We start from the raw sequence: 22331 nt of genomic DNA on the forward strand, positions 1-22331 counted from the left end.
ATGAGGCTCGGGGTGGCGATCGACCTGGGGTCGGCCGCGGCGACGCGCCCCCAGGCCGATCTCGCCGCGCGGCTGCTGGAGACGGCCGAGGCGAGCGGGCTGTCGTCGGCCTGGCTGGGCGAGAGCTACCACGTCCGGCCCGAGCCGTTCCACCTGCCGGCCGCGCTGATCGTGCTCGGGCATCTCGCCGGGCGCACGGACCTGCCGCTCGGCACGGCGGTGCTGCTGGCCCGCGCGTACGAGCCGCGGCGGCTCGCCTACGAGGCCGCACTGCTCGACCAGCTCTGCAGCGGCCGGTTCACCCTCGGCCTCGCGCTCGGCAACGCCGACCTGGCGGAGCGGGTCGGCGGCGGCACGGACGGCCGGAGCCCGGGTGAGTGGCTCGCCTCCCTCGTCGCGGAGCTGCGCGAGACCTGGTCGGCCTCGACCGGGACCGGCGGGACGGGCGCCGTGCCGGTCGCCCCGCCGCCCGCACGGCCGGGAGGCCCGCCGATGTTCCTCGGCGGGCGCACCCGCGCGGCGGCGACCCGGGCCGCGACCCTCGGCGACGGCTACTACGCCGCCACCAACTACGGCGACGAGCTCCTGGCGGCGCGGGCCGCCGAGTACTGGGACGCCCGCGGTGGAGCCGGCGGCGAGGTGGCGGTCACCCGCCTGTGCCTGGTGGCGGAGGACGCCGATCAGGCGCGGGAGTCGGCGGAGCGGCATTTCGCGTCCGTCCTGAACTACTACACGGCCCGGCGCGCATGGTCGGGGCCGGACGGGCCGGTGACGCCCGAGTTCCCGCTGGTCGGGTCCCCGGCCGACGTCGCGGCGGCCCTCCGGCGGTACGCGTCGGCGGGCGTCACGTCCGTCCAGCTGAGGGTCGCGCCGCACGGGACGCCGCCGGAGGTGGCCAGGCGGACGCTGCGGCTGGTCGGAACGGCCGTGCTGCCCGAGCTGGGCGGCGCAACGACACCGGGGACGGAGAGGAGCACGCTCGGATGAGTCCAGAGGACGGCATCCCCACGTACAAGGAACTGCTCGAACGGCAGGACGCGCCGCCCGGCTCGTCCTGGGGGATCTTCGGCGAGGGCGACCAGCTCGGCACGCTCAACTTCCTCGGCCCGCAGCAGGTGAAGGACGCGGTCGGGCTCGTCCGGCGCGGTCAGGTGTTCAACCTCGACTACCCGCTGAACACCTTCGTTCCGGCACCGGCCGGGACCAGGCCGGCGACCGCGCACCACATCTTCGCCAACAACCCCAACCACCGGGACGACTGGCTGGACTCGTTCTACCTGCAGTCGACGTCCCAGATCGACGGGCTGCGGCACATCCGGCACCCGCGCCACGGGTTCTACGGGGGCGTGCCCGACGAGGAGATCGGGGAGGAGACGCCGGCGCTCGGCATCCAGACGGTCGCGGAGCGCGGGATCGTCGCGCGGGGCGTCCTGCTCGACGTGGCCCGGCACTTCGCCGGCCGCGGCACCCCGCTCGACCTGGCCGGAAACTACATGATCACCCCGGCCGACCTGGACGAGACGGCCGCGGCCCAGGGCGTGGAGTTCCGGCCGGGCGACGTGCTCCTGCTGCGGGTCGGCTGGGCCGCGTACTGGCTGAACGAGGTCGGCGCGGAGGACCGGCAGGCGTTCAAGAAGAAGATCCGGCACCCCGGGCTCGTCCAGTCGAAGGAGATGATCGAGTGGCTCTGGGACCACCGCCTCGCGATGGTCGCCTCGGACGACCTGGGCGTGGAGGCCCATCCGGTCGATCCGGACTCGGGCCTGGTCGACCCGGACGAGCCTCCGCCCGAGCGCGGCGTCGTCCACAACGGGATGATGCACCGCCCGCTCCTCGCGCTGCTCGGCCTCTTCCTCGGCGAGCTGTGGAACCTGGAGGCGCTGGCCGAGGACTGCCGCGCCGACCGGACCTACGAGTTCATGCTCACCGCCAAGCCGCTGAACGTCGTCGGCGGCGTCGGCTCGCCGCCCAACGCCATGGCGATCAAGTAGAGCACGCGGCGGGAGGAAGGACGACGGTGAACGACCGGCTGGACATCGCCGCCGACCCGGACGCGGCCGTCCGCGGGGTGGCCGACGGCTCCACCGTGCTGATCGGCGCGTTCTACACGCCGACCGGCGCCGGCACCCTCCTGGCGGAGGGGAAGGAGACCCGGATGATCGACGGCCGCGAGCACGTCCTCGAACACCCCATCCGCGGCGACGTCGCGCTGATCCGCGCCCACCGGGCGGACCGGATGGGCAACCTCGTCTACCGCGAGACCGCGCGCAACTTCGGGCCGGTCATGGCCACCGCCGCCGCGCTCACCGTGGTCGAGGTCGAGGAGGTCGTCCCCATAGGGGATCTGGACCCGGAGGCGGTCGCGACCCCTTCGATCCACGTGGACCGCGTCGTGGTCGCGCGGCGGGCCGCCGAGGTGCCGGCATGACGGCCGCCGAGCACCTGGACCGCGGCCCCCTGGACCGGGCGGAACTTGCGGCCCTCGTCGCCCGCGATCTCCCGGACGGCGCCTACGTCAACCTCGGGATCGGCCTCCCGACGACGGTCGCGAAGTTCCTCGACCCCGGCGCCGGGATCGTGCTGCACACCGAGAACGGCATGCTCGGCATGGGGCCCGAGGCCGACGGCGACGCCGTCGACCTCGACCTGACCAACGCGGGCAAGATCCCGGTCACCGAGCTGCCCGGCGCCGCGTACTTCCACCATGCCGACTCCTTCGCGATGATGCGCGGCGGGCACCTCGACGTGTGCATCCTGGGCGCCTTCCAGGTGGCCGCCGACGGCGGCCTGGCCAACTGGCACACCGGCGCCCCCGACGCGATCCCGGCCGTGGGCGGCGCGATGGACCTGGCCATCGGCGCGAAATCCGTCTATGTGATGATGGACCTCTTCGCCCGGGACGGCAGCCCGAAACTCGTCCCGACCTGCACCTATCCGCTGACCGGACGCTCCTGCGTGAGCCGCGTCTACACGCGCCACGCCGTCTTCCACATCGACCCGCCGGAGGTCCGGCTGGTGGAGACCTTCGGCATCGGCGCGGACGACCTCGCCCGCCGCCTCGACGTGCCACTCGCCCGTGAAGGAGAACATTGTGCGTGAAACGGTGATCTGCGAGCCGCTGCGGACCCCGGTCGGCCGGTTCGGGGGAGCGCTCCGCTCGGTCCCGGCGGCCGAGCTGGCCGCCACGGTGATCCGCGCGCTGCTGGACCGCACCGGCGTGCCGGGCGATGACGTCGACGACGTGGTGCTCGGGAACTGCAACCCGAGCGGCGAGGCGCCGGCCATCGGCCGTGTCGCCGGGCTGGACGCCGGCCTGCCGGTCAGCGTGCCGGGCGTCCAGGTGGACCGCCGGTGCGGATCCGGGCTGCAGGCGGTGATCAACGCCGCCCTGCTGGTCCAGACGGGCGCCGCCGACGTCGTCGTGGCGGGCGGGGTCGAGAGCATGAGCCAGACCGAGTTCTACGCGACCGACGTCCGCTGGGGCGCCAAGGGCCCGGACGTGCGGCTCCACGACCGGCTCGCCCGCGCGCGGGTGACGGCCGGGGGAGCGAACCACCCCGTCCCGGGCGGGATGGTGGAGACCGCCGAGAACCTCCGCCGCGAGTACACGATCCCGCGCGAGGAGCAGGACCGGCTGGCCCTCCGGTCGCACCAGCGCGCCGTCGCCGCCGCCGACGCGGGACGGTTCGACGACGAGATGGTCCCGGTGACCGTCCGCTGCAGGAAGGGCGATGTCGTCGTGGACCGCGACGAGCACCCCCGCGCGGACACGACCCTGGACCGGCTCGCCGCGCTCCGGCCGGTCATGGGGGGCACCGACGCCGAGGCCACGGTGACGGCCGGCAACGCCAGCGGCCAGAACGACGGCGCGGCGGCGTGCCTGGTCACGACCCGGGAACGCGCCGAGGAGCTCGGCCTGCGGCCGCTGGCGCGGCTGGTGTCGTGGGCCGTGGCCGGGGTGCCGCCCCGCACGATGGGCATCGGCCCGGTGCCCGCAACCGATCTCGCGCTGCACCGGGCAGGGCTGCGCCTCGCGGACATCGACCTGATCGAGCTGAACGAGGCCTTCGCCGCCCAGGTGCTCGCCTGCACCCGCGAGTGGAAGTTCGCCGAGCCCGACTTCGACCGGCTCAACGTCAACGGCTCCGGGATCTCGCTCGGCCACCCGGTCGGCGCCACCGGGGCGCGGATCCTGGCCACGCTGCTGCGCGAGATGGACCGCCGCGAAGCACGCTACGGCCTGGAGACCATGTGCATCGGCGGCGGCCAGGGCCTCGCCGCCGTCTTCGAACGCCAGACCTGACAAATCTCCACAAGATCACCGGCATGCCTTGACCTGGGGGCTCGGCGTGATCATGATGAAGGCCGCCTTCTTCTTAACGGGCCTAACGAACCTCGGTGGAGGTGTCCGGCATGCCGGTGGGCGGACGACGGGGACAGGGCGGCCGCTTCCGGCCGGTCATCATCGCGATCGCGGTGCTGCTGGCGGCGCCGCTCGCCGCGGCCGTGCCGGCGGCGGCCGAAAGGCCCCCCGCCGCCCCGGTGGCCGCTCCTGAGAAGGGGAGCGGGCCTGCCGCCCGCGCGCTCCAGCGGATCCTCGGCAAGCGCAAGGCCGCCCAGGTCACGCTCCGCACGATCGGCAAGGGCGCCGGCGGCGACCGCTTCCGGGTCTCCGCCGAGGGCGGGCGGCTGGTGATCGCGGGTACCTCGCCGGCCGTCCAGCTCACCGGGTTCGGGCGGTACCTGCGCGAGGTCGCGCACGCCGACGTCGCGATCGGCGGGACGCAGCTCGACCTGCCCGCGCGGCTGCCGCTTCCCGCCGCGCCGATCGAGGCGGACGCGTCGGTCGCCCACCGGTTCGCGCTCAACGACACCAACGAGGGGTACGCGGGCGCCTACCTGAGCTGGGAGGAGTGGGAGCGCCGCATCGACGCGCTCGCGCTCCTCGGCATCAACGAGGTGCTGGTGTACGAGGGGCAGGACGCCGTCTACCAGCGGACCTTCCAGCAGTTCGGCTACAGCGCGGCGGAGATGCGCGCGTGGATCCCGCAGCCGGGCCACCAGGCGTGGTGGCTGCTGCAGAACATGTGCTGCACCGACGGGCCGATCTCCCAGCAGCTGATCGACCGGCGCGCCGCGCTGGCCCGGCGCATGGTCGACCGGCTGCGCGAGCTGGGCATGACGCCGGTGCTGCCCGGCTACTACGGCACCGTCCCGACCGATTTCGAGACCCGCAACCCCGGGGCCAACACCGTCCCGCAGGGCACCTGGAACGGTCTGGAGCGTCCGGACTGGCTCGACCCGACCGGGCCGGAGTTCGGCAAGGTCGCGGCCGCCTTCTACGAGGCGCAGACCGAGCTGTACGGGCCGAGCACGATGTACAAGATGGACCTGCTGCACGAGGGCGGCCGTGCCGGGTCCGTGCCGGTGCCCGAGGCGTCCAGGGCCGTGCAGGACGCCCTCGACGCCGCGCACCCGGGCGCGACCTGGGTGATCCTCGGCTGGCAGAACAACCCCCGCAAGGAGACGCTCCAGGCGGTGGACCGCTCGCGGATGTTCATCGTGGACGGCATCACCGAGCAGCCGAACATCACCGACCGGGAGAAGGACTTCCTCGGCACGCCGTACGCCTTCGGCACCATCTGGAACTTCGGCGGCCACCAGAACTTCGGCGCGGGCCTCACCGTCTGGAACGAGAAGTTCCACGCGTGGCGTGCCAACCCGGGCACCGCGATGGACGGCATCGCGCTGATGCCCGAGGCCATCGACAACAACCCGGCGGCGGTGGCGTTCTTCGCCGACATGCCGTGGCGGGACGGGCCGGCCGACATGGACGCGTGGTTCGACCGGTACGCCACCGCCCGCTACGGCGCCGCCGACCCGCACGCCCTGGCGGCCTGGCGCATCATCGGCAGGACGGCCTACGCCTGGCCGGCGGGCAAGGACACCCGGCACGTGACGGGCCTGTTCGACGATGAGCCGAACCTCGCCAACACCGGCACGCCCCTCCAGTACGACCCCGCCGTATTCGAGAAGGCCCTGGGCGAGCTGCTCCAGGTCGACCGGCGGCTGCGGCGCTCCGGCGCGTACCGCTACGACCTGGTCGACGTCTCCCGCCAGGTGCTGGCGAACCGGAGCAGGCTGCTCCTGCCGAAGATCCGCGCCGCCTACCGGGACGGCGACCGCGACGCCTTCGCCCAGCTCACCCGCCGGTGGATGGACGAGATCCGCCTCATGGACGAGGTCCTCGGCACCGACCCCCATTTCCTCCTCGGCACGTGGCAGCGGGAGGCGGCCCGGCAGGCGGCGAACCGCACGGAGGCCGCGACGCTGGACTACAACCTCAAGTCGCTGGTCACGCTGTGGGAGAGCGACAGCCCCGGGCTCCAGGACTACGCGCGCCGCGAGTTCAACGGCCTGGTCGGGGGCTACTACGCCGAGCGATGGCGGATGTTCTTCGACGAGCTGGGACGGTCGCTGAAGACGGGCGAGGAGCCGCGGCGGATCGACTGGCGCGCCGTCGCCGAGAAGTGGGCGCACGCGGGCACCCGCTACGCGGCCGAGCCGCGCGGCGACGCGCACCGGCTGGGGGAGCGGGTGGCGGAGGAGCCGGCGGGGGCGCTGGCCCTCGCCACCGACAGGAAGGGGATCAAACCGGGCGGCACCGTCCGGGTGACCGCGACCTTCACCAACGAGTCGGCGCTCAGCGCGGCCCGCGGGGTGCGCTTCCGGCTGGACGCGCCGCGCGGATACGAGGTCGTGCCGCAGTCGACCGGAGGCGGCGACGTCGGCCCGGGGAAGACGGGAACCGCGACCTGGACCGTCACGGCGCCGTCCAGCGCCAAGGCGGGCACGCTGCCGGACCTTCGCGCCGCGGCCTCCTGGCGCACCGATGTGGGCGCGTCCGGCCAGGCGAGCGCGCACTCCCTCCTCATGGTCGGCGGGAGCACGTTCGATGAGCCCTACAGGACCGCCGCGTCCACCGAGGCGGAGTTCGCGCGGGCGGGCGACACGATCGGCATCGCCGCGGGCGGCAGGGACATGTGGGGCGGCACCAACGAGTTCGCGACGGTCTACAAGGACGGCGGGCTGGCCCCGGGGGCCGCGGTGTCCACGAAGGTGACCAGGCTGGACGGCTCGTCCCCTTGGACCCGGGCCGGGCTGGTGGCGAGCGACGACCTGGCCAGGACCGGCTCGGCCGGGTACGCCACCATCGCCGTCACGCCGGAGCACGGGTGCGTCTTCACCTACGACGGCGACGGTGACGGCCGGCTCGATCACGTCACCGAGGTCGGCGGGTTCACCGCGGGCGCCGTCCACGTGCGGCTGCGCAGGGACGGCGGACGGATGACCGGATCGTGCAGTTCCGACGGCGAGAACTGGGCCGTGGTCGGTTCGGGGACGGTCCCGGGCGCGGCCGGAGCGCAGGACGTCGGCCTGTTCACCAGCGCGGTCGACCGCGACACCGGCCAGGAGGCGATCGCCCTCTTCGGCGGCGGCATCGCCGCGGCGCCCGACACGTCGCGCGACGGGTCCGGCGATCCGCTGCAGAGCCTCCGCAAGCCGGTGACGGCGCTCTCCTCCGAGCCCGGACGGCCGCCGGAGGCCGCCAACGACGGCAACCGCGCCAACTCGCCGTACTGGGGCGGCCGGATGACCTACGGCGAGAACTGGTGGCGGGTCGACCTCGGCGCCGTCAACGACGTGTCGCGCGTCAACGTCCGCAACTACGTCGACGGCACCCGCTACTACACCTACCGGCTGGAAGGCAGCCTCGACGGTACCCGGTGGTTCACCATCGGCGGCCGCAACGGGCCCCGTCCGGCCGCCGACGCGGGCGACACCGTGAACACCGAGGCCAGAGCCCGCTACATCCGGGTGGTCGGCCTGGGCAACACCGCCAACCTCACCTTCCACCTCACCGAGGTCAGCGTCTACGGCACTCCGGCCGGGTGAGGCGGCCGAGCGCCGGTCAGGTGCCCAGTTCTGCCTCCAGCTTCTCCAGTTGCGCGTCGTAGATGCGCCGCAGGCCCTTGGGGGCGAAGGTCCTCTCGAAGAACCCTCCGATGCCGCCCGCTCCGTCCCAGGTGGTCGTGACCTGGACGCGGGAGGTGTCGCCGGAGGGGAAGACCGTCCATGTGGTGACCATGGAGGAGTTGGCGTCGCGCTCGACCAGCTGATCCTTGCCGGGCGCGCTCACGGTGAAGAGGCAGTCGCGCACCCGCTTGCTCGTGGCGGCCAGCTTCCAGTGCACCACCGTGCCCTCGCCCTGACCGCCCTCGCGTACCTCGTACTCGCTGAAGTGCTCGGTCAGGATCCGGGATCGGACGCCGGTGTAGTCGCCGAGTGCGGCGAGCATCTGGTCCGGGCCGACGTTCAGCGTTCGCTCTGTGGTGACCACGACTTGTGCCATACGGATCATCCTTTCATCGCCGTGGGTAGGGTGGTCCGATGCTCCCGCAGCGACTGCTGTTCAGCCGGACGTTCAGTGAGGACCCGTACGCGGTCTACGCCGAGTTGAGGGAGTCGGGCCCGGTCCATCCGATCGACTTCCCTCCCGGGGCCACCGCGTTCCTGGTGGTCGACCACGAGCATGGCCGCGCGGCCCTGAACGACCCGCGCCTTTCCAAGGACAGTGCCCGCAGTGCCGTTCCCGTGAACGGCGAGATGTTCTTCGGCGGGACGATGCTCGCCATGGACCCGCCCGACCACACCCGGATGCGCGGGCTGGTCGCCAAGGCGTTCACCGCGCGGCGCGTCGAGCGGCTGCGCCCGCGCGTCGAGGAGATCGCGGGCGAGCTGCTGGACGGCATCGCGGCGCGCGGCGAGGCGGATCTGATCGAGGATCTCGCGGTCCCGCTGCCGATCCAGGTCATCTGCGAGATGCTCGGCGTGCCGGCGTCCGAACGGGCCCGGTTCCGCGAGTGGACGGCCGTGCTGACGGTGCCGGCGCTGACCGACGAGGCCCGCGCGCGCCGGCGCGAGGCGGCCCGGGCGTTCACCGGCCATCTCCGCGAGGTGATCGCCGAGCGGCGGTCCCGCCCCGAGGACGACCTGGTCAGCGCCCTGATCGCGGCGCGCGACGGGGACGCCGCCCTCACCGAGCCCGAGATGATCAACAGCATCGGGCTGCTGCTCATCGCCGGCCACGAGACCACGGTCAACCTCATCGGCAACGGCGTGCTGGCCCTGCTCCAGGCGCCCGACCAGCTCGACCTGCTGCGGAGGCGGCCCGAGCTGCTGCCGTCCGCGGTCGAGGAGCTGCTCCGGTTCGACGGGCCGCTGGAGTGGGGGAGCCAGCGCATCGCCCTGGAGGACATGGAGATCGCCGGGACCCCGATCCCCAAGGGCGCCTGGGTGCACGTCTCCCTCGGCGCCGCCGACCGCGACCCCGCGGTGTTCGAGTCGCCCGACCGGCTGGACGTCACCCGCGCCCCCAAGCGCCATGTCGCGTTCGGTCACGGCATCCACTTCTGCCTCGGCGCCCCGCTGGCCCGCCTGGAGGGCCGGATCGCCATCGGCGGGCTGCTGGACCGCTTCCCCGGGCTCGCGCTCGCCGTACCGCCCGCCGATCTCCGCCACCACCGCACCGGCTCGATCGTCCGCGGCCTGGTCTCGCTTCCCGTGCGGGTTTGACCGCGCTACCCGCGGTTCTTCTGTAATCATCGAGACAAGGAGGTGGGGGCCATGTCCGAGGAGTTCATGCCCGGCGAGTCCGGACCGGAGCCGGCGATCGACACCACCGTGCCGCACTCGGCGCGCGTCTGGGACTTCTGGCTCGGCGGCAAGGACAACTACCCGGTGGACCGCGAGGCCGGCGAGGCCGTGCTGCGGGTCCTGCCGGTGATCGCGAAGTCGGCGCAGAACGACCGGGCGTTCCTCGGCCGCGCGGTCCGGTTCGTGTCCTCCCAGGGCATCCGGCAGTTCCTGGACCTCGGGACCGGGCTGCCGACCGTCGACAACACCCACGAGGTCGCGCAGCGCGCCGCGCCGGAATCCCGGATCGTGTACGTCGACAACGACCCCCTGGTGCTCAGCCACGCCCGCGCCCTGCTGACCAGCACTCCGGAGGGGGTCTGCGACTACATCCAGGCCGACATCCGCGACACGGCGGCGGTCCTCGCCGGGGCCGCCCGCACCCTGGACTTCGACCGCCCGGTCGCGCTGATGATGCTGGGCGTGCTCAACCACGTGGTGGACGACGAGGAGGCCAGGCGCCTGGTCGCCGACCTGCTGAAGGAGCTCGCGGACGGCAGCTACCTCGTCATCTCCCACACCTGCGACGCCACCACCGACGAGCTGGACGGCGAGGCGATGCGCCGCGCCGTGCGCGAGGTGATGGACCGCGGCGGCACGCCCATCCGGGCCCGGTCGCCCGAGCAGATCGCGGAGCTGTTCGACCGGGCGCGCCTGCTGGAGCCCGGCGTCGTGTCGTGCTCGCGGTGGCGTCCCGACCCGTCCCCGTGGCCGGTGCCGGAGGTGCCGCACTTCGCCGGCGTCGCGATCGTCTCCCGCTCCGCCTAGCGGCGCTGCCCGGCGGGCGCGGAGCGGTCCGCGTCCGATGCGGCGCCCTGCTCGGCGGCGCGGACGATGCCCTGGCACATGCCCTTGAACACGCGGTGGTGGAAGGGGCGGGACGCCCACCAGTAGGCGTGCCCGGCCAGCCCCCGCGGGTGGAACAGGGCCCGCTGGCCGAGGACGGTGCGCCCGCCGCTGCGGCGGACGGCCAGTTCCAGCCAGGCCAGCCCCGGAAGCCGCATCTCGGCGCGCAGGCGCAGCAGTCCGCCCGGCTCGATCTCCTCGACGCGCCAGAAGTCCACCGTCTCGCCGACGCGCAGCCGCCGCGGGTCCCGGCGGCCGCGGCGCAGGCCGACGCCGCCGATGAGCCGGTCGATGAGGCCCCGGACGCGCCAGGCGAGCGGGAAGGAGTACCAGCCGCGGTCGCCGCCGATGCCCTCCACGACCTCCCACAGGCGGTCCGGCGGGGCGTGCGTGAGGCACGTCCGCTCATCGGTGTAGAGGCTGCCGCCGGCCCAGTTCGGGTCGGTGGGCAGCGGGTCGCTTGGGGTGCCCGGGGTGGCGGCCGACGACCAGCGGGTGGCGACGCCGGCCTCCCGGATGCGGCGCAGCGCCAGGGCCACCGACCGGTCGAAGCCGACCGGCCCGCCGGGCGGCGAGGGGATGTACTCGGCGATGTCGTTCTCGCGGCAGACCACCTCGTTGCGCAGCGACTCCACCAGCGGGCGCGCCAGCACGCCGGGGACGGGGGTGATCGCCCCCACCCACAGGCTCGACAGCCGCGGGCTCAGCACGGGGACCGGCAGGATGATCCGGCGCCTGAGCCCTGCCACGGCGGCGTAGCGGCGCATCATGTCGGTGTAGGTGAGGACGTCCGGGCCGCCGATGTCGAAGCCGCGGTTCACCTCCGCGGGCAGGTTCGCGGCCCCCACCAGGTAATGCAGGACGTCCCGGATCGCGATCGGCTGGATGTGCGTGTGCACCCACCGCGGAGTGACCATCACCGGCAAACGCTCGGTCAGGTAGCGCAGCATCTCGAACGAGGCCGACCCCGAACCGATGATCACGGCCGCGCGCAGCCATGCCGCGGGCACCCCGGAGGCGAGCATGATCTCGCCGACCTCGGCGCGGGACCGCAGGTGCGGCGACAGCTCCTCCTCGGGATCCATGCCGCCGAGGTAGACGAGCCGGCCGACGCCGGCCTCCCGCGCGGCGCCGGCGAACGTGCGGGCCGCGCGGCGGTCGTTCTCGGCGAAGCCCCCTTGCCCGCCGATGGCGTGGATGAGGTAGTAGGCGACGTCCACGCCCTCCAAAGCGCGGCGGGTCGCGGCGGGATCGGTGGCGTCGGCCTCCGCGATCTCCACCCGGTCCGCCCAGGGGTGGTCGCGCAGCCGCCGGGCGGAGCGGGCCATGCACCGCACCCTGTGGCCGGCGTCCAGCAGTTCGGGCACCAGCCGGCCTCCGATGTAGCCGCTGGCCCCGGTGACCAGGCACAGCCGCCCGTGCGTGCCGCTGGTGTCCATGAGCCTCCTCCGGTCGGACGATCACTTCAGGGCGATGACGGGGGACGGGTAGTCCAGAGCGCGCCTCCGGTCGTCCGCCAGCCTCCAGGGGCGGTGGACGCGGGGGCCCTCGACGCCGGCGAGCTCCGGCACGTAACGGCGGACGTAGTCGCCGCCCGGGTCGAAGCGGGACGCCTGCCGGAGCGGGTCCATGACGCGGTCGGGCCTGGTGCTGTTGCCGGTTCCCGCCACCCACTGCCAGTTCCCGGCGTTGTCGGCGATGTCGCCGTCGAGGAGCAGGTCGTTGAAGTGGCGCAGGCCCTGCCGCCAGTCGATGCCGAGGTCGCGGGTCAGGAACGACGCCGTGATGAGGCGGGCGCGGTTGTGCATGTAGCCCTCGCGGGCGAGCTGCCGCATGCCCGCGTCGACGATCGGGACGCCGGTCCTGCCGTCGCGCCAGGCGGCCAGGGCGTCCTCGTCCCGGTTCCAGCGGCCTTCACGCGGCCGGTAGTCGTCCCTGGCGAGCGCGGGGAACGCGGCGGCGACCTGGTGGTGGAAGTCGCGCCAGGCGAGCTGGCGCCGGAACCCGTCGGGGCCGGCCCGCGCCAGTTCCCGCGGCGAGACGCAGCCGAACTTGATGTACGGGCTGAGCCGGGACGTGCGGTCGGCGGCGAGGTCGTCGTGGACGTGCCCGTAGGAACCGGCGTCCTCGCGCAGCCATGCCTCCATGCGGGCGCGCCCCGCCCGCTCACCGCCGGGCGCCAGGCAGGGCGACGGTGAGCCGGCGGCCAGGTCGGCCGGATCGGGCAGCGGGCCGGGATCCAGGCCGGGCGGCAGGTCGATCGCCTCGGGCGCGTCGGCGAGCGGACGCGTGCGGGCCGCCTCCCAGGCACGCCAGTACGGCGTGAACACCCGGTAGTGATCGCCGCTCGCGGGGGTGAGGTCCCCGGGCGGGACGACCGTGATGCCGGGGCACGCGGAGACCTCCAGGCCGAGTTCGCGGAGGCGGGCGAGGCGCCGCTCCGCGTATGCGGACCGCTCGTCGGCCAGGAACAGCGCGTCCGCTCCGGCGTCCCTGGCCAGGCGCGCGACCTCCGCCACCGGGTCGCCGCGCCGCAGCACCAGGTCGCCGCCCAGTTCCCGGAGCGATTCCCGCAGGTCGGCGAGGCTCTCCAGGAAGAACCGGACGCGGTTGGGCGGGGCGAACCTCCCGCCGAGGATCCCGTCGTCGAAGACGAAGAGCGGAACGACCCGGCGGGCCCGGCACGCCGCGGCCAGGGCGGGGTTGTCGCGGACCCTGAGGTCCCGGGTGAACAGCATGATCGAGGTGTCCATCACAGGGTCTTCGGACGGACGCCCCGGACCGGTTGCGCGCCCGGCGCCGCGGTGCAACCGGCGGGAGCGGTTCCGGCGAAGGCCTGGTGGACCGTACGCTGTGCGGTCGGAGCGACACGGGAGACCGGAACGCGGGGTGGCTCGATGGAACCGGCGGCGGGACTCGGCGTGGGCGCGGTGGCGCGGCGCCTGGGCGTGGCCGCCGCCACCCTGCGCACCTGGGACCGCAGGTACGGGATCGGCCCGAGCGGGCGCAGCGCGGGAGGCCACCGCCGCTACACGGTCGCCGATCTGGCGCGGCTGGAGGCGATGCAGCGGCTCATCCTCGCGGGCGCGCCGCCGGGGGAGGCGGCGCGGGCCGCGCTGGACGGCCCGCCCGGCGCGCCGCTCCGGCCGCATGCGCACGGCGCCGGCGGCCGCCGGGTGCCGCTCGGCGAGGTGCCCGCCGGCGCGGACACCGCCGAGGCCCGGGGCCTCGCGCGGGCGGCGATGGCGCTGGACGTCCCGGCGATGACCCGGCTCGTCCGGGCGGCGATCGCCCGGGACGCGGTCGCGGGGGCCTGGGACGGCCTGATCGTCCCGGTGCTGACCGGGATCGGGCGCAAGCACGAGGCCACCGGCGACTGCGTCGAGGTCGAGCACCTGCTCTCGACCGTGTTGCTCACCTGCCTGGCGGAGGTGCCTGCGCCCGCGGAGCCGCTCAACGTCCGTCCCGTGGTGCTGGCGTGCGCCCCGGAGGAGCAGCACAGCCTGCCGGTGCACGCGCTGGCCGCCGCGCTCGCCCAGGAGGGCGTCGGCGTGCGCCTGCTGGGGGCGCGGGTGCCGGAGCGCGCGCTGGCCGCCGCGATCCGGCGCACCGGGCCGGGTGCGGTACTCGTGTGGTCGCAGACGGCCGCGACCGGCGATCCCGGCTGGCTGGACGGGCTGCCCGGCTCCCGCCCCGCGGCCCGCCTGCTGGCGGGCGGCCCGGGCTGGGCGCGGGACCGCCTCCCGCCCGGTGTCCGCCCGGTGACGCGCCTTCCCGCGGCCGTGGCCGAGATCAGGTCCGCGTTCGACCCGTCCTGACCTGCGCGAACGTTTCCGCCCTCTTTGCGGTACCGAGGTGGCTTCTGTCCGGAATATCAACTATGAATAAGTTTTGACGCGATTTCCCCGGGCAGGGGCGAGGGCATGACACTGGGAACGCGACTCGCGCAGGGCGACGAGACGGCCCTGGACGAGTGCTACACCACGCTCGCTCCGCTGGTCCGGCGGCACGTCCTGCGGCTGGTTCCGGGACATGCCGTCGACGACGTGGTCCAGCTCGTCTTCCTGGAGCTCTGGAGATCGCGCCGCCGGTTCGACCCCGCTCGCGAGCTGGAGCCCTGGGTGCTGGCCATCGCCCGCAAGCGTGCCATCGACCAGCTGCGCGCCGAGGCGCGCCACCACCGCCGGTGGGTGCCGCTGGAGGACGTGGGCGAGCCCGACGCCACCGCCGCGGTGGACGCCGCGTGCGACGTCCGGAAGGCGCTGGCCGCCCTGCCCGCCCTGCAGCGGCAGGCGATTGTGCTGGCCCACTTCGGGCAGCTCACGCAGCGCGAGATCGCCGACCGGCTGTCCGTCCCGCTCGGGACCGTCAAGGCCCGCACGGCCCGCGGGCTCCACCGGATGAGGGAGCTGCTGTGACCCCGGAGACCGCCGCCACCGCCCGGCTCCGCGCGTTCTTCGAGTCCGGCTGGCGCCCGCGCGACCTCGTCGACTTCCACAGCCGCCACAAGCTGCAGGTGCTCGCCCACGAGCCGTCCGCCTACCGGGAGCTGGGGCGGATCGTCGCGCAGGCGGGCACCCGGCCCCGCGGCGAGGTGGAGGCCGCCTACCGCCGCACGTTCGACGCGGCGCTGGCCGTCCGCCCGACCCGGGGCCGTCACACCAACGCCCTCCAGCACGCCTTCGGGCTGCTGAGCGGCCGGCTCGACGACACGCGCCGGCATGACGTCCTGAACGCCATCGAACGCTACCGGCAGGGGCAGGTGCCCCTCAGCGTTCCGCTCGCCCTGCTCCGCAGGGATGCCGACCGCGAACATCTCGACTACCTGGCGCAACAGACCTACCTGTGGGGCTAGGGGGTACCCGCGCCGGGGCCGGGCTGGACGCCTGAGCCGGTCCCGGTCCGGGGCATCCGGTTGCCTGCCGGGGCGTATCGCTGGACCCTGGCTTACATGATCGATGGGGCGGGGAGGCGCGGCGCGATCCCGGTGGGGTGGGCGGCCGTGCTCGTCTGCCTGGTCATCGGATCGGCGGCGGTGCAGATCATGGGCCGCTCGGGGGCGGACGCCCGGCCGGTCCGCGCGCCGGTGGTGGTCATCGGTGTCGCCGGGCTGGCGTGGGGGGACATCCGCGCCGACCAGACGCCGCACCTGTGGCGGCTGCTCACCGGCGGCACGGCGGCAGGCGCGGCGACCGTGCGCACCACCGGCGGGTCCGCGTGCGCGTCCGACGGCTGGCTCTCGCTGTCGGCGGGGCAGGCCGCCGTGGGCCCGCGCACCGGCGCGGGGGAGTGCGTCCCGCTCCCGGCGGTGCGGGACACCGGCCGCGGGGCGCGGGTGACGCGGTGGGACCGGCTCGTCGACGCCCAGCGCCGGTCGGAGTTCTCACCGCTCCCCGGGGTGCTCGGCCGGGCGCTGGCGGAGCACGAGGGGTGCGAGACCGCCGTCGGCCCCGGTGCCGCGATCGCCCTCGCGCGCCCGGACGGAACGGTCGCGCGCTACCGCGCCACCGTCGACGACGCCGCGCTCCGCTGCCCGGTCACGGTGATCGACGGCGGCCAGGTCGTGGAGTCGGGATCCGGGCGGCTCGCCTCGCTGGCGAGGATCGACGCGTTCGCGGGCGAGGTCCTGCGGCGCCTCGGCGGCGAGGTCACGGTGCTGGTCCAGGGCGTCACCGAGCCGCCGGGCGGGACGCCCCACCTCGCGGTGAGCATGGTCCGCGGCCCGGTGACGACGTCCCGGCCCGATCCCGCGCTGCTGACGGTCACCTCGACCCGCTGGGGCGGGGTGGTGCGGCTGCTGGACGTCCCGAGCACCCTGGTGGACGCGGCGGGCGCGCCCGAGCCCGCGGAGTTCAGCGGAGCGCCGATCTCCCTCGGCCGGACGCGTCCCACCAACGCGACGAAGACCGTGCACGAGCTGGGCGCCGTGACCACGACCGACCAGACGCTGCGCCGCTGGGCGGGGCTGCTCCTGGTCATCGTGGCGGGATCGCAGCTCGTGCTGTTCGCCGCCGCGATCGTGCGGCGCCGATCGTCGGGGAGAGGAAGGCGGGCCTTCGCCGGCGCGACCCTCGTCCTCTCGGTGATCCCGGTCTCGATGTACCTGGTGTCGCTGACGCGGTGGTGGCACAGCCCGTTCCCGGACGTCACGCTGTGGGGCGCCTTGGCCGTCACCGTCGCGGTGGCGGTCGTGCCGGTCGCGCTGCTGCCCGCGCGCCCGCTCTGGCACGCGCCACTGGCGGTCAGCCTGCTGACCTTCAGCGTGCTGGTCGTGGACGCGGCCACCGGCACCCTGCTGCACCGCGCGAGCCCGTTCGGCCCGTCCGCGCTGTACGGCGGCCGGTACTACGGGTTCGGCAACTCCACCTTCGCCGTCTTCTCCGTCGCCGCGCTGGTGCTGGCCGGGGCGGCCGCGGCCGAGCTGACCGCCCGCGGGCGGCGGCCGGCGGCGACCGCGGCGGTGGCGGCCATCGGAACCGTCGCGGTCGCCGTCGACACCTGGCCCGCCTGGGGCGCCGACGTGGGAGGGGGCCTGGCCCTGATCCCGGGGGTCGCGGTGCTGGCGTTCACGATCGCCGGGGTGCGGCTGACACCGGTGCGGCTGGCGGCCGTCGGGTCGGCGGCGGTCGCCGTGGTCGCGGCCGTGGGCGTGGCCGACTGGCTGCGCCCGCCGGCGTCGCGGACGCACGCCGGGCGCTTCGTCCAGGAGGTGCTCGACGGGCAGGCCTGGCAGCTCGTCGAGCGCAAGGCCGGTTACGCGCTGGGCTCGCTGGCGGGCGGCCCGGTGGCGTGGGGGACCGCGCTCGTTCTCGCGCTCCTGGTCATGGCGGTGGCGCGGCCCGAGCGGTTCGCCCCCGCCTGGTCGCACGCCGCCCTGCGCGAATGGCCGGCGCTGCGCCCCACCCTCGCGGCGGTGCTGACCACATGCGTGATCGGCGCCGTCGTCAACGACTACGGCATCCGGCTCGTCACCTTCGGGCTCGTCACGCTGCTGCCCGTCGTCGCCCTGAGCTGCGCCCGCGCGGGCGGCACGGCGCCGGCGCGAACGCCGTCCCCGACCCCCTCCCTTGATGTGGACACCTGTCCAGACTAAGGTCCGCCTCATGAGCGATCTTCCCGAGCTCGGCTTCTACGGGCTCGCCGGGCACGCGGACAGTCCCCGTGACCTCCTCGCCGAGGTCGCCGAGGGCGAGCGGCTGGGGCTCGGGGCGGTCTTCCTGTCCGAGCGCTTCACCACCAAGGAGGCGGCCGCGCTGTCGGGGGCCGCCGCGGCCGTCAGCGAGCGGATCGGGATCGCGACCGCGGCGACGAACCCGAACACCCGCCACCCGCTGCTGACGGCGACCTTCGGGACCACCATGCACCGGATGTCCGGGGGACGGTTCGCACTCGGCCTCGGCCGCGGTTTCGACGCCCTCTTCGACGTCATGGGACTGCCCCGGGTGACCTCCGCGCAGCTCGAGGACGTCATCGGGATCCTGCGCCGCCTGTGGCACGGCGAAGCGGTCGCCGGCCACGACGGGCCCGCCGGGACCTTCCCCTACCTCAGCCAGGATCCTGCGTTCGACGAGGACGTCCCGGTCATCCTGACCGCGATGGGGGAGCGGACGCTGGAGTTCGCCGGGCGTGTCGCCGACGGCGTCGTCCTGCACACCTTCTTCACCGACGCGACGCTCGCCAAGGCCGTCGCCGCGGTCCGGCGCGGCGCGGACGAGGCCGGGCGAGACCCGGCGTCGGTCCGGATCTGGTCGGTGCTCGCCACGGTCGGCGACCACCTGGACGAGGATCTGCGGCTGCGCAAGCTCGTCGGCCGCCTCGCCACCTACCTCCAGGGCTACGGCGACCTGCTGGTCAGGGTCAACGGGTGGGACCCGGCGGTGCTGGCCCGGTTCCGCGCCGACGACCTCGTCTCCGGCTACCCGGGCGCCTTCGACGCGATCGGCACCACCGAGCAGCTGCGGCATGTCGCGGAGCTCCTACCCGGAGAGTGGCTCGCCGCGTCCGCCACGGGCACGCCCGAGAAGTGCGCCGCCCGCGTGCTCGGCCAGTTCGACGCGGGCGCCGACAGCGTGATCCTGCACGGAGCAACGCCGGCCGAACTCGCCCCCGTGCTGGACGCCTACCGGCGCCTCCGCCCGGCGCGGTTCGACGGGCTGCCCGCCAACCCGGGCCGGGCAACCGGGACGAGCCGGCCGCCGCGAACCGGATCGTGATCGGCCCGGCCGCTTGGAACGGTTCGAGGGACGGTCCGGGCACCGTAAAGTGGGATCGAAGATCATGAGCGGCCGGTGAGGAGACACGGTGGCAGGCGAAGGGTTCCGGCCAGGCGGATTCAACCCGACCGTCCCGAACATCGCCCGGATGTACGACTATTACCTCGGCGGCAAGGACCACTACGAGGCCGACCGCCTCCGCGCCGAGGAGGCGAAGGCCGCCGACCCCACCCTGATCACCCTGATCAAGGAGAACCGGGCGTTCATGGGCCGCGCCGTCCGGTACATGGCCGAGCAGGGCATCGACCAGTTCCTCGACATCGGCACCGGGCTGCCCACCCAGCAGAACGTCCACCAGATCGCCCAGTCGGTGAACCCCGCCGCCCGCGTGGCCTACGCCGACTACGACGGCCAGGTCGTCGCGCACGGCCGGGCGATCCTCGCCGACTCGCCGGGAACGCGGATGGTCCAGGCCGACATCCGCCGCCCGCGCGAGATCCTGGAGAATCCGGAGATCACGCGGCTGCTCGACTTCTCCAAGCCGGTCGGGCTGCTGACGATCGCGACGCTCCACTTCATCGGCGACGAGGACGACCCGCCCGGCATCATGGCCGCGCTGCGCGACGCGCTCGCCCCGGGCAGCCACATGGCCATCACCCACGCCTCCGCCGACGGGGTCCCGGACATCGTCGCCAAGGTGGTCGAGGTGTACAGGAAGACCAACGCGCCGGGGACGCCCCGTGACCGCGACCAGGTGACGGCCCTGTTCGGCGACTTCGAGCTCGTCGACCCCGGACTGGTGTGGGCGCCGCTGTGGCGTCCCGACCGCAAGGTCACTCTGGAAGAGGCCCTGCCGATCTGGTTCTACGCCGGCGTCGGCCGCAAGCCCTGAGGTGTGTGCACCCCGCTCCCATGACCAGCGATCGTGACGAGAGAGGGAGACATGCGGGCAGAGACGGTCGGAGCGACGCTTGAGCACGCCGCGGCACGGGACAGGGCGTTCCTGCGCGACGGGGACGGCACCATCACGTTCGCCGAGTTCGATGCGATGGCCGGACGGGTCGCGGCGGGGCTGCTCGCCCGCGGCATCTCGCGCGGCGACAGGATCGGACTGCTGGGCCCGAACACCCCGCAGTGGCTCGCGGCCTTCTTCGGCGCGGCCCGCATCGGCGCGATCGTCGTCCCGCTCAACGTCCGCTACCGCGAGCGGGAGCTGTCCTACATGCTGGGGCAGAGCGGTGCCCGGCTGGTCATCAGCCTCGACTCGGTGCCCGACTTCGACTTCGCCGCCTTCTACGAGTCGGCGAAGATCCCGGCCGTGCACTTCGGCGCCGGCTTCGACGAGCTGACGGCGTCCTCCGGCGACCCGGCGGCGCTCGCCTCGGCCGCCGGCGCGGTGCGTCCCGACGACCCGCTCATGATCCTCTACACCTCGGGGACGACGGGCCGGCCCAAGGGCGCGGTCATCACCCACCGCAGCATCCTGGCGTCCGCGCACGCGCAGGCCGACCACTCCGGGATGACCGAGGACGACGTCCTGCTGGGGCACCTTCCGCTCAACCATGTCGGCGGCATCACCTGCACCGTCATGACCGCCCTGGTCAGCGGCGGCTCGGTCGCCCTGCTCCCGGCGTTCTCCCCGGACGCGGCGCTGCGCGCCATCGAGCGGCACCGGGTGACGTACCTCGGCGCCGTCCCGACCATGTACGTGCTGATGCTCGGCCGTCCCGACTTCGCCGACCACGACGTCTCGTCCGTGCGCATGTGCGTGGCGGGCGGCTCCAACGTGGAGCCCGCGCTGTCCGACGCCATCCGCCAGGCCTTCCCGGGGGCACCGCTCTACGGTCTGTACGGCCTCTCGGAGTCCTCCGGCGCGTGCGTGCTGTCGCCGATGGACGACGACCCCGAGACGGTCTCCCGGACCCTCGGCGCGATCATCGGCGACTTCGAGGCCCGGGTCGTCGGCCCCGGCGGCGACGTCCTGCCGCCCGGCCGGACGGGCGAGCTCCAAGTCCGTGGCGGGTGCGTCGCCGCGGGCTACTGGGACATGCCGTCCGAGACCGCCGAGGTCTTCTCCCCGGACGGCTGGCTGGCCACCGGCGACATGGTCGAGATGGAACCGGACGGCCACCTGGTCCTGCGCGGCCGCAAGAAGGAGATGTACATCCAGGGCGGCTTCAACGTCTACCCGGTCGAGATCGAGAACGTCCTGACCACCCATCCCAAGGTGGCGATGGCCGCGGGCATCGGCGTCCCCGACGACGTGCTCGGCGAGGTGGGGCGCTTCTACATCGTCCCCAGCCCCGAAAACGGTCCGCCCACCGAGGACGAACTGACCGCCTACTGCCGGGACCGGCTGGCCGACTACAAGGTCCCCCGCCAGTTCGTCATCACCGCGGAGGTTCCCCTCACCCCCGTCGGCAAAATTCACAAGGCCCTGCTGAAGGAACGCGACTCCTGAAACAGCCGTGACGACCCCCGGGCCCGGATAGGATCAAAGTTACCGACGGGAGAGCCGTAACGAGAAAATGCCGGACCCTGGGGAGTCACCAATGGTTTCGTCGGAGTGGCAGGGCGATCACGCACCGTCCTCGGACCTGCGGACCGACGTCCCCCATTCGGCGCGCATGTACGACTTCTACCTGGGCGGCAAGGACAATTTCGCGGCCGACCGGGAAGCGGCCGCGAAGGCGCTCGAAATCTTCCCCGATATCGCCGTGGCCGCTCAGGCCAACCGCCGTTTCCTCGGCCGCGCCGTGCGCTTCGCCGCCGACCTCGGCATCCGCCAGTACCTGGACATCGGCACCGGGATCCCGGCCTCCGACAACACCCACGAGGTCGCCCAGGCGGTCGCCCCCGACTCGCGCGTCGTCTACGTCGACAACGACCCGATCGTCCTGACGCACGCCCGCGCGCTGCTCGCCGGCACCCCCGAGGGCCGCACCGCCTACCTGGACGCCGACTTCCGCGACCACGAGCGCATCCTGTCCGCGCCCGAGACGGTCGAGCTCATCGACTTCACGCGACCCGTCGCGCTGCTCACGGTCGCGCTGCTGCACTTCGTCCCCGACGAGGACGGGCCGGGCGAGATCCTGGAGCGCTACAAGGGGGTCCTGCCGCCCGGCAGCGTGATGATCTTCTCCCACGCGACCGCCGACCTGGTGGAGAACCCGGAGGAGTCCCGCGCCGTGGTGAGCACCTACACCGCGTCCGGCGTGAACCTGACCGTCCGCTCCCGCGACCGGGTCGAGGAGTTCTTCACCGGCTGGAACCTGGTCGACCCGGGCGTCGTCCCCGTCACCGAATGGCGCCCCGACGGCAACCCGAAGGACGCCGCGCTGGCCCCCTCCCAGGCCGGCGCCTACGGCGGCGTAGCCCTCAAACCCTGACCCACCCCGACAAACCCCCCAGAGCGCCGCACGCGAGCGACTCCATGTGGCGCCGACCAGCACGAGCGGCGCAGATGAACCCAGCTGGTGTTAGGTTTCTGAGTATCGCCACCTTCCAGAGCAAGCG

The 22331-nt window shown here is 73.8% G+C and carries 19 protein-coding genes; 16 read left to right on the forward strand and 3 right to left on the reverse strand.

Translation table 11 applies throughout. The features are described from left to right. The 6 genes from ABGB11_RS35865 to ABGB11_RS35890 all read left to right on the forward strand — a co-directional run bounded on the left by ABGB11_RS35865 (nucleotide 1) and on the right by ABGB11_RS35890 (nucleotide 7956). The gene (locus ABGB11_RS35865) at nucleotides 1–987 is read left to right on the forward strand and encodes an LLM class flavin-dependent oxidoreductase (protein WP_347639937.1); all 987 of its coding nucleotides are present in this window, start codon (nucleotides 1–3) and stop codon (nucleotides 985–987) included. Continuing rightward, nucleotides 984–1991 (forward strand): cyclase family protein, encoded by a 1008-nt coding sequence (locus tag ABGB11_RS35870; protein WP_347639938.1) that lies wholly within the window; start codon nucleotides 984–986, stop codon nucleotides 1989–1991. Before ABGB11_RS35865 ends, ABGB11_RS35870 begins: the two co-directional genes overlap by 4 nt. 26 nt (nucleotides 1992–2017) lie before the next feature. Continuing rightward, nucleotides 2018–2428, forward strand: a complete 411-nt coding sequence (locus ABGB11_RS35875) for a 3-oxoacid CoA-transferase subunit A (protein ID WP_347639939.1) — start codon at nucleotides 2018–2020, stop codon at nucleotides 2426–2428. Then, nucleotides 2425–3099, forward strand: coding sequence for a 3-oxoacid CoA-transferase subunit B (locus ABGB11_RS35880; protein ID WP_347639940.1), 675 nt, complete (start codon nucleotides 2425–2427; stop codon nucleotides 3097–3099). Before ABGB11_RS35875 ends, ABGB11_RS35880 begins: the two co-directional genes overlap by 4 nt. After that, nucleotides 3092–4303 (forward strand): acetyl-CoA C-acetyltransferase, encoded by a 1212-nt coding sequence (locus ABGB11_RS35885; protein ID WP_347639941.1) that lies wholly within the window; start codon nucleotides 3092–3094, stop codon nucleotides 4301–4303. The genes ABGB11_RS35880 and ABGB11_RS35885 overlap by 8 nt, the downstream gene beginning before the upstream one ends. 110 nt (nucleotides 4304–4413) lie before the next feature. Continuing rightward, nucleotides 4414–7956 (forward strand): alpha-N-acetylglucosaminidase TIM-barrel domain-containing protein, encoded by a 3543-nt coding sequence (locus ABGB11_RS35890; protein ID WP_347639942.1) that lies wholly within the window; start codon nucleotides 4414–4416, stop codon nucleotides 7954–7956. A gap of 16 nt (nucleotides 7957–7972) precedes the next feature. On the opposite strand, the gene ABGB11_RS35895 is transcribed toward ABGB11_RS35890, so the two are convergent. Then, the gene (locus ABGB11_RS35895; protein ID WP_347639943.1) at nucleotides 7973–8413 is read right to left on the reverse strand and encodes an SRPBCC family protein; all 441 of its coding nucleotides are present in this window, start codon (nucleotides 8411–8413) and stop codon (nucleotides 7973–7975) included. 38 nt (nucleotides 8414–8451) lie between these two features. Here ABGB11_RS35895 and ABGB11_RS35900 point away from each other — a divergent pair, with 38 nt between their 5' ends. Further along, nucleotides 8452–9636 carry a cytochrome P450 gene (locus ABGB11_RS35900; RefSeq protein WP_347639944.1) on the forward strand — a complete coding sequence of 395 codons (1185 nt, stop codon included), beginning with the start codon at nucleotides 8452–8454 and terminating at the stop codon, nucleotides 9634–9636. 51 nt (nucleotides 9637–9687) lie between these two features. Beyond that, nucleotides 9688–10524 (forward strand): SAM-dependent methyltransferase, encoded by an 837-nt coding sequence (locus ABGB11_RS35905; protein WP_347639945.1) that lies wholly within the window; start codon nucleotides 9688–9690, stop codon nucleotides 10522–10524. On the opposite strand, the gene ABGB11_RS35910 is transcribed toward ABGB11_RS35905, so the two are convergent. Next, nucleotides 10521–12041, reverse strand: coding sequence for an SDR family oxidoreductase (locus ABGB11_RS35910; RefSeq protein WP_347639946.1), 1521 nt, complete (start codon nucleotides 12039–12041; stop codon nucleotides 10521–10523). The two genes, ABGB11_RS35905 and ABGB11_RS35910, sit on opposite strands and share 4 nt — an antisense overlap. 21 nt (nucleotides 12042–12062) lie before the next feature. Next, a complete protein-coding gene (locus ABGB11_RS35915; RefSeq protein WP_347639947.1) occupies nucleotides 12063–13355 on the reverse strand; it encodes a deoxyribodipyrimidine photo-lyase in 1293 nt (430 codons plus the stop codon). A gap of 144 nt (nucleotides 13356–13499) precedes the next feature. Between ABGB11_RS35915 and ABGB11_RS35920 the strand changes: the two genes are divergently transcribed. From ABGB11_RS35920 to ABGB11_RS35955, 8 genes are all read left to right on the forward strand, one after another. After that, nucleotides 13500–14420 carry a MerR family transcriptional regulator gene (locus ABGB11_RS35920; protein WP_347639948.1) on the forward strand — a complete coding sequence of 307 codons (921 nt, stop codon included), beginning with the start codon at nucleotides 13500–13502 and terminating at the stop codon, nucleotides 14418–14420. Between the two features lie 105 nt (nucleotides 14421–14525). Continuing rightward, nucleotides 14526–15020, forward strand: coding sequence for an RNA polymerase sigma factor (locus ABGB11_RS35925; RefSeq protein ID WP_347639949.1), 495 nt, complete (start codon nucleotides 14526–14528; stop codon nucleotides 15018–15020). After that, a complete protein-coding gene (locus tag ABGB11_RS35930; RefSeq protein WP_347639950.1) occupies nucleotides 15017–15457 on the forward strand; it encodes a YbgA family protein in 441 nt (146 codons plus the stop codon). Before ABGB11_RS35925 ends, ABGB11_RS35930 begins: the two co-directional genes overlap by 4 nt. 96 nt (nucleotides 15458–15553) lie before the next feature. After that, nucleotides 15554–17695: a hypothetical protein gene (locus tag ABGB11_RS35935; protein ID WP_347639951.1), complete on the forward strand. Its 2142-nt coding sequence runs from the start codon at nucleotides 15554–15556 to the stop codon at nucleotides 17693–17695. 10 nt (nucleotides 17696–17705) lie between these two features. Beyond that, a complete protein-coding gene (locus tag ABGB11_RS35940; RefSeq protein WP_347639952.1) occupies nucleotides 17706–18815 on the forward strand; it encodes a TIGR03857 family LLM class F420-dependent oxidoreductase in 1110 nt (369 codons plus the stop codon). Between the two features lie 88 nt (nucleotides 18816–18903). After that, complete coding sequence (locus ABGB11_RS35945; RefSeq protein WP_347639953.1) at nucleotides 18904–19707, forward strand: SAM-dependent methyltransferase; 804 nt, start codon at nucleotides 18904–18906, stop codon at nucleotides 19705–19707. A 51-nt stretch (nucleotides 19708–19758) separates the two neighbouring features. Next, nucleotides 19759–21276: an AMP-binding protein gene (locus ABGB11_RS35950; protein ID WP_347639954.1), complete on the forward strand. Its 1518-nt coding sequence runs from the start codon at nucleotides 19759–19761 to the stop codon at nucleotides 21274–21276. Between the two features lie 91 nt (nucleotides 21277–21367). Beyond that, on the forward strand, nucleotides 21368–22204 hold the full coding sequence (locus tag ABGB11_RS35955) for an SAM-dependent methyltransferase (protein WP_347639955.1): 837 nt from the start codon (nucleotides 21368–21370) through the stop codon (nucleotides 22202–22204). The last annotated feature ends 127 nt before the right edge of the window (nucleotides 22205–22331 follow it).

This window comes from Actinomadura sp. B10D3, assembly GCF_039871695.1.
Taxonomy (GTDB): Bacteria; Actinomycetota; Actinomycetes; order Streptosporangiales; family Streptosporangiaceae; genus Spirillospora; species Spirillospora madurae.